Raw genomic sequence first — 6,186 nt, forward strand, 5'->3', positions numbered from 1 at the left:
AAGATGACGACGTGGACATCGTCATTCTTGCCGTAGTCATCGCCCTGGTCGTCGTCGGCGTGATCAGCGGGCTCGTGGTCGGCAGCCGCAGGAAGAAGCAGCTGCCGCCCTCGGCACCGTCGAGCACGCCGACCATCACGACCCCGCCCGCGGAGCCGCACGTCGGCGACGAGTCGGGGCCGCCGCGGGAGGAGCCCCGCCGCACCATCGAGGAGGTGGGCCTCCCCGACGGGGCCGAAGCGACCGCGACGGCGCCCGCCGTCGAGGACCCGGTCGTGGCCGCCCCACCCGTGGCGATCGAGATCCCGGAACCCTCCGCGGGCCGGCTGGTCAGACTGCGGGCCCGGCTCGCCCGCTCGCAGAACACCCTCGGCAAGGGGCTGCTCACGCTGCTGTCGCGCGAGCACCTCGACGAGGAGACGTGGGAGGAGATCGAGGACACCCTGCTCACCGCAGACGTCGGCGTCGCGCCGACGCAGGAGCTGGTGGACCGGCTGCGTGAGCGGGTCAGGGTGCTCGGTACGCGTACGCCCGACGAACTGCGCTCGCTGCTGCGCGAGGAACTGCTCGCCCTGCTCCGTACGGACTTCGACCGCGCCGTGAAGACCGAGAGCGGTCTGGACACCCCCGGTGTCGTGATGGTCGTCGGCGTCAACGGCACCGGCAAGACCACGACCACGGGCAAGCTGGCACGTGTCCTGGTGGCCGACGGCAGGTCCGTCGTGCTCGGCGCCGCCGACACGTTCCGCGCCGCCGCCGCCGATCAGCTTCAGACGTGGGGCGAGCGGGTGGGTGCCCGTACGGTGCGCGGACCCGAGGGCGGCGACCCGGCGTCGATCGCCTTCGACGCGGTCAAGGAGGGCATCGCGGAGGGTGCCGACGTCGTCCTCATCGACACGGCGGGGCGGCTGCACACCAAGACCGGGCTGATGGACGAGCTGGGCAAGGTCAAGCGCGTCGTGGAGAAGCACGGTCCGCTGGACGAGGTGCTGCTGGTCCTGGACGCGACGACGGGGCAGAACGGCCTCGTACAGGCGCGGGTGTTCGCCGAGGTCGTGGACATCACCGGCATCGTGCTGACCAAGCTGGACGGCACGGCCAAGGGCGGCATCGTGATCGCGGTCCAGCGTGAGCTGGGGGTGCCGGTCAAGCTGATCGGGCTGGGCGAAGGGGCCGACGACCTGGCGCCGTTCGAGCCGGAGGCGTTCGTCGACGCGCTGATCGACGGCTGAGCCGGTCGACAACCGAGCCGGTCGACGGCCGAGTCGGTCCACGGCCGGCAGGCGCCGTACGGGGAACGGCGTACGAGGCGCCGTACGGGACGTCGTACGAGGAAAGGGCCCTTCCGCGTGGTGCGCACGCGGTGGGGCCCTTCGTACGGAGGAGGCGGCTGGGAAGCGGCGACGGGGGACGTGGCCGGCGCGGCCACGGAGGGCCGGACGGGAGCCCGGTATTCAGTTGCGGACGGGCGAGCGATGGCAGACGTACGCCAGAGTGCCGAGCAGCAGCCGCGCCTGCGGCGGGTCGGCCGCCGTGTCCAGCACCGGCGCCCGGAGCCAGCGGACGGGCCCGAGGCCGCCGAGGTCGGACGGCGGGGCGGTGACATGGTCGCCCGCGCCCAGACAGCGCAGATCGAGACCGGCGTCGTCCCAGCCCATCCGGTAGAGCAGTTGCGGCAGTTCGGCGGCGGCGCCCGGCGCGACGAAGAAGTACGCGCGCCCCGTGGGCGTGGCGGCGACGGGGCCCAGCGGCAGTCCCATCCGCTCCAGCCTGACCAGGGCGCGACGGCCGGCCGGTTCGGCGACGTCGATGACGTCGAAGGTGCGTCCCACGGGCAGCAGTACGGCCGCTCCCGGGGTCTCGGACCAGGCCTTGGCGGCATCGTCCAGGGTGGCGCCGGCGGGGACTTCCAGCGCGGGGTCCAGCGGGTGCGCGCCCGGCGCGCGGCATCCGGCGGCGCCGCAGGAGCAACGGCCCGCGGCGGCTCGCGCGCCGGGCACGACGTCCCAGCCCCAGAGCCCCGTGTACTCGGCCACCGTGGTGCATTCGGTGCCGCGGCCGCGGCGCCGTGAACCGGACCGCATCTCCCGGATTCCGCCGATCGTGAAGCCCATGCCCCCTCCAACGGGTCGAACTCGTGGGTAGTTACGATGCGGAGTCTCGCTGTGACCCTCCGTCGGCGCCCCGTTCCCTCGGCTTCACTCCGGTCTCGTTGCCTCTGTTCCGGCGGTGCGAGCGGAGACTCGGGGTGGTGCGGCCGAGTCCGTGCGCCCCCGCGTGCAACGTTCCGCCTTTTCCTGATCGTCGCCCCGTCAAGTGAATCGCGCCTGGCCGCAGGCGAGTTCATTCGAAGGGGTGGCGAATGGTGGCGTTTACGGAACGGCCCTCACCGGAGGGGTGATCGTAGGATTACTTTGAGTACGCGAACGGTAGGAAGTCACACGTTCGTGGTTATGCCGCGGGCAACTCGGTTTCCTGTTCGAAGAAGCGCGATCTCCGGACAGACGACCGTAACTGACGGCATTCTGGTAGAAGTTCGCGCGACAGGGCTTCAGCGGATGGGGGCATTCCAGTGGGCGGCAGTGGCGCAGACGGTACGGCTACCGGCAAGCGCCCGAACGGGCAGTTGAGCTCGTGGTTCCGGCGCAGTGGCTGGTCCAAGGGTGAGCTCGCCCGCCAAGTCAACCGCAGAGCCCGCCAGATGGGCGCGCACCACATCAGCACCGACACCTCTCGGGTACGCCGCTGGCTCGACGGCGAACAGCCGCGTGAGCCCATCCCGCGCATCCTCTCGGAGCTGTTCTCCGAGCGCTTCGGCACCGTCGTCGCGGTCGAGGACCTCGGACTGCGCTCCGCGCACCAGTCGCCCTCCGTCTCCGGCGTCGATCTGCCCTGGGCCGCGCCCCAGACCATCTCCCTGATCAGTGAGTTCTCCCGCAGCGACCTGATGCTCGCCCGGCGCGGCTTCCTTGGGACGTCGCTCGCGCTCGCCGCCGGACCCGCCCTCATCGAACCGATGCAGCGCTGGCTGGTGCCGCCCTCGCCGGCCGACCAGGACGGCGAGGGCACGGCCGCGCCGCGTCGCCCCTCCCGCCTCTCCACACCGGAGCTGGACCTCCTGGAGTCCACCACGGTGATGTTCCGCCAGTGGGACGCGCAGTGCGGCGGCGGCCTGCGGCGCAAGGCGGTCGTGGGCCAGCTCCACGAAGTGACGGACCTCCTTCAGGAGCCGCAGTCCGACGTCACCGCGCGGCGTCTGTTCAGGTGCGCGGCCGAACTGTCCGAGCTGGCGGGCTGGATGAGCTACGACGTGGGACTCCAGCCCAATGCCCAGAAGTACTTCGTGCTGGCCCTGCACGCCGCCAAGGAGGCGGGGGACAAGGCCCTGGGGTCGTACATCCTCTCCTCCATGAGCCGCCAGATGATCCATGTCGGCCGCCCCGACGACGCGTTGGAGCTCATCCACCTCGCCCAGTACGGCAGCAGGGGCTGCGCCACGGCGCGTACGCAGTCGATGCTGTACGCGATGGAGGCGCGGGCCTACGCCAACATGGGACAGCCCGGCAAGTGCAAGCGGGCGGTACGGATGGCGGAGAACACCTTCGCCGACGCGGGGGACGACGGCGAGCCGGAGCCCGACTGGATCCGCTTCTTCTCCGAGGCGGAACTCAACGGCGAGAACGCGCACTCCTACAGAGACCTGGCCTACGTGGCCGGGCGCAGCCCGACGTACGCCTCGCTCGCCGAGCCCGTTATGACGCGCGCCGTCGAGCTGTTCGAGAAGGACGAGGAACATCAGCGGTCGTACGCGCTGAACCTCGTCGGGATGGCCACCGTCCATCTCCTGAAGAGGGAGCCCGAGCGGTCCACGCCTCTGATCAAGGAGGCGCTGGCCATCGCCAAGAAGGTGCGCTCCGAGCGCGTCAACACCCGACTGCGCAAGACGGTGACCACGGCCACCAGGGACTTCGGGGACGTCTCCGAGATCCGTCAGCTCACCGAGCAGCTGACGGAGGAGATCCCCGAGACGGCGGAAGCCGTCTGAGCGGCCCCTGAACGGGCCGTGGGGAGCCCGTGGGGTTCACGCCGTACTCCTGGAGCCCCCGTCGCCTCCGGCCGCGGCAGACGCCCCGTACCACCGACACGGCTTCCCCGCGCCAGCTCACTGAGGCGGGTGTCGCCGCCGGATTCTGCCATCACCGCGTCCCGCGACACGGCAGTTCATCCAGGCGTAACACCCCGGACCACTTCGTCACTGGCGTGAAACATCGGGCGGCATCGACCGAAATCACCCCACGTCAATCTCCTCACCACTAGTCGGCCCACTGAAGTAAGAGCATCCGCACGGGCCGTATTTCCCACCCACGAGGAGACGCCGGCCTTGAATGGCGCAGATACCGCATTCGTATTGATCAGTGCCGCGCTCGTCATGTTGATGACGCCCGGCCTGGCCTTCTTCTACGGCGGCATGGTCCGGGTGAAGAGCGCCCTGAACATGCTCATCATGTCCTTCATCTCGCTCGGCATCGTCAGCGTGCTGTGGGTGCTCTACGGGTACTCGCTCACCTTCGGTGACGACATCGGTGCGGGGCTGCTCGGCAACTTCGACCACATCGGTCTGAAGGGCATCAACGCCGAGACGCTCACGGGCGGCACCGAGGGCATCCCCGTCTACGCCTTCGCCCTCTTCCAGCTGATGTTCGCCGTACTGACTCCGGCGCTGATGAGCGGCGCACTCGCCGACCGCGTCAAGTTCACCGCCTGGGCGCTGTTCATCGCCCTGTGGGTCACCGTCGTCTACTTCCCGGTCGCGCACTGGGTGTGGCAGGCCGACGGCTGGCTCTTCAAGCTGGAAGTGATCGACTTCGCCGGTGGTACGGCGGTCCACATCAACGCCGGTATCGGCGCACTCGCCGCGGTGCTGGTCGTCGGCAAGCGCATCGGGTTCAAGAAGGACCCGATGAGGCCGCACAACCTGCCGCTGGTGGTCCTCGGCGCCGCGCTGCTGTGGTTCGGCTGGTTCGGCTTCAACGCCGGCTCCGCGCTCGCCGCCAACGGCACGGCCGCCATGATGGCCTTCAACACGCAGATCGCCACCGGCGCCGCCATGCTCGGCTGGCTCATCTACGAGCGCATCCGGCACGGCGCGTTCACCACCCTCGGCGCGGCCTCAGGAGCCGTCGCCGGTCTCGTGGCGATCACCCCGTCCGGCGCGCACGTCAACCCCTTCGGCGCGCTCCTCATCGGCGTCGTCGCCGGAGCGGCCTGCTCGTGGGCCGTCAGCCTCAAGTACAAGCTGGGTTACGACGACTCGCTCGACGTCGTCGGTGTCCACCTCGTCGGCGGCGTCATCGGCACCCTGCTCGTCGGGGTCCTCGCCATCGACGGCATCGGCGGTGCCTCGCAGCTCGGCAAGCAGGCGGTCGGCGCCTTCTCGGTGATGGCGTACTCCTTCGTGGTCTCCTGGATCCTGGCCAAGATCGTCGATGTCACCATCGGCTTCCGCGCCTCGGAGGACGACGAGACCAGTGGTGTGGACATGGCATTCCACGCGGAATCCGCCTACGACTTCAGCGCGGTGGGAGGCTCACCCTCGGGCCGAAGCAGTGTGACCGCTCCGGACAAGGACTTCGCCGCCGCGGCGCAGAACAAGAAGGTGGACGTATGAAGCTCATCACCGCAGTCGTCAAGCCACACCGACTGGACGAGATCAAGGAGGCCCTCCAGGCCTTCGGCGTCCAGGGGCTGACGGTCACGGAAGCAAGCGGCTACGGCCGGCAGCGCGGCCACACCGAGGTCTACCGGGGCGCGGAGTACACCGTCGACCTCGTACCGAAGATCCGCATCGAGGTGCTGGTCGAGGACGGTGACGCCGACGAACTCATCGAGGTCGTCGTGAAGGCCGCCAGGACAGGAAAGATCGGCGACGGCAAGGTGTGGAGCGTGCCGGTGGACACGGCGGTCCGGGTACGTACGGGGGAACGCGGCCCGGACGCTCTGTGACCCGGACGCTCTGACACCGGACGAACTCGATCCGATGCCGGCGCGTGCTCGGTGAGCGGGCACGCTCCGGCGCCGGGGGGGGGCGGGGGGGGGGGGGGGGCGGGGCCGCCCCCCCCGCGGGGGGGGGGGGCCCGGGCCGCCCCCCCCCCCCGGCCCCCCCCCCCGGGGGGGGTGGTCCCACGC

5 protein-coding genes are annotated in these 6,186 nt (G+C 70.2%); 4 read left to right on the plus strand and 1 reads right to left on the minus strand.

The features are described from left to right. Positions 1 to 11 precede the first annotated feature (11 nt). Positions 12 to 1,232, plus strand: coding sequence for a signal recognition particle-docking protein FtsY (gene ftsY / locus ACFYNU_RS06775; RefSeq protein WP_356593906.1), 1,221 nt, complete (start codon positions 12 to 14; stop codon positions 1,230 to 1,232). A gap of 222 nt (positions 1,233 to 1,454) precedes the next feature. On the opposite strand, the gene ACFYNU_RS06780 is transcribed toward ftsY, so the two are convergent. Next, a complete protein-coding gene (locus ACFYNU_RS06780) occupies positions 1,455 to 2,114 on the minus strand; it encodes a bifunctional DNA primase/polymerase (protein WP_356593908.1) in 660 nt (219 codons plus the stop codon). Between the two features lie 458 nt (positions 2,115 to 2,572). Between ACFYNU_RS06780 and ACFYNU_RS06785 the strand changes: the two genes are divergently transcribed. The 3 genes from ACFYNU_RS06785 (at position 2,573) to ACFYNU_RS06795 (ending at position 6,003) form a co-directional block, all read left to right on the plus strand. Continuing rightward, positions 2,573 to 4,045 carry a hypothetical protein gene (locus tag ACFYNU_RS06785; RefSeq protein WP_356593910.1) on the plus strand — a complete coding sequence of 491 codons (1,473 nt, stop codon included), beginning with the start codon at positions 2,573 to 2,575 and terminating at the stop codon, positions 4,043 to 4,045. Between the two features lie 336 nt (positions 4,046 to 4,381). After that, a complete protein-coding gene (locus tag ACFYNU_RS06790; RefSeq protein WP_356593912.1) occupies positions 4,382 to 5,668 on the plus strand; it encodes an ammonium transporter in 1,287 nt (428 codons plus the stop codon). Then, positions 5,665 to 6,003, plus strand: a complete 339-nt coding sequence (locus ACFYNU_RS06795) for a P-II family nitrogen regulator (protein ID WP_023538375.1) — start codon at positions 5,665 to 5,667, stop codon at positions 6,001 to 6,003. Before ACFYNU_RS06790 ends, ACFYNU_RS06795 begins: the two co-directional genes overlap by 4 nt. The last annotated feature ends 183 nt before the right edge of the window (positions 6,004 to 6,186 follow it).

Source organism: Streptomyces sp. NPDC006643, from assembly GCF_042870175.1.
Classification (GTDB): Bacteria; Actinomycetota; Actinomycetes; order Streptomycetales; family Streptomycetaceae; genus Streptomyces.

Excerpts from the sequence above, each read along its gene's own strand:
- ACFYNU_RS06780 (WP_356593908.1), bottom strand. The coding sequence starts at position 2,114 with ATGGGCTTCACGATCGGCGGAATCCGGGAGATGCGGTCCGGTTCACGG.
- ACFYNU_RS06795 (WP_023538375.1), top strand. The coding sequence starts at position 5,665 with ATGAAGCTCATCACCGCAGTCGTCAAGCCACACCGACTGGACGAGATC.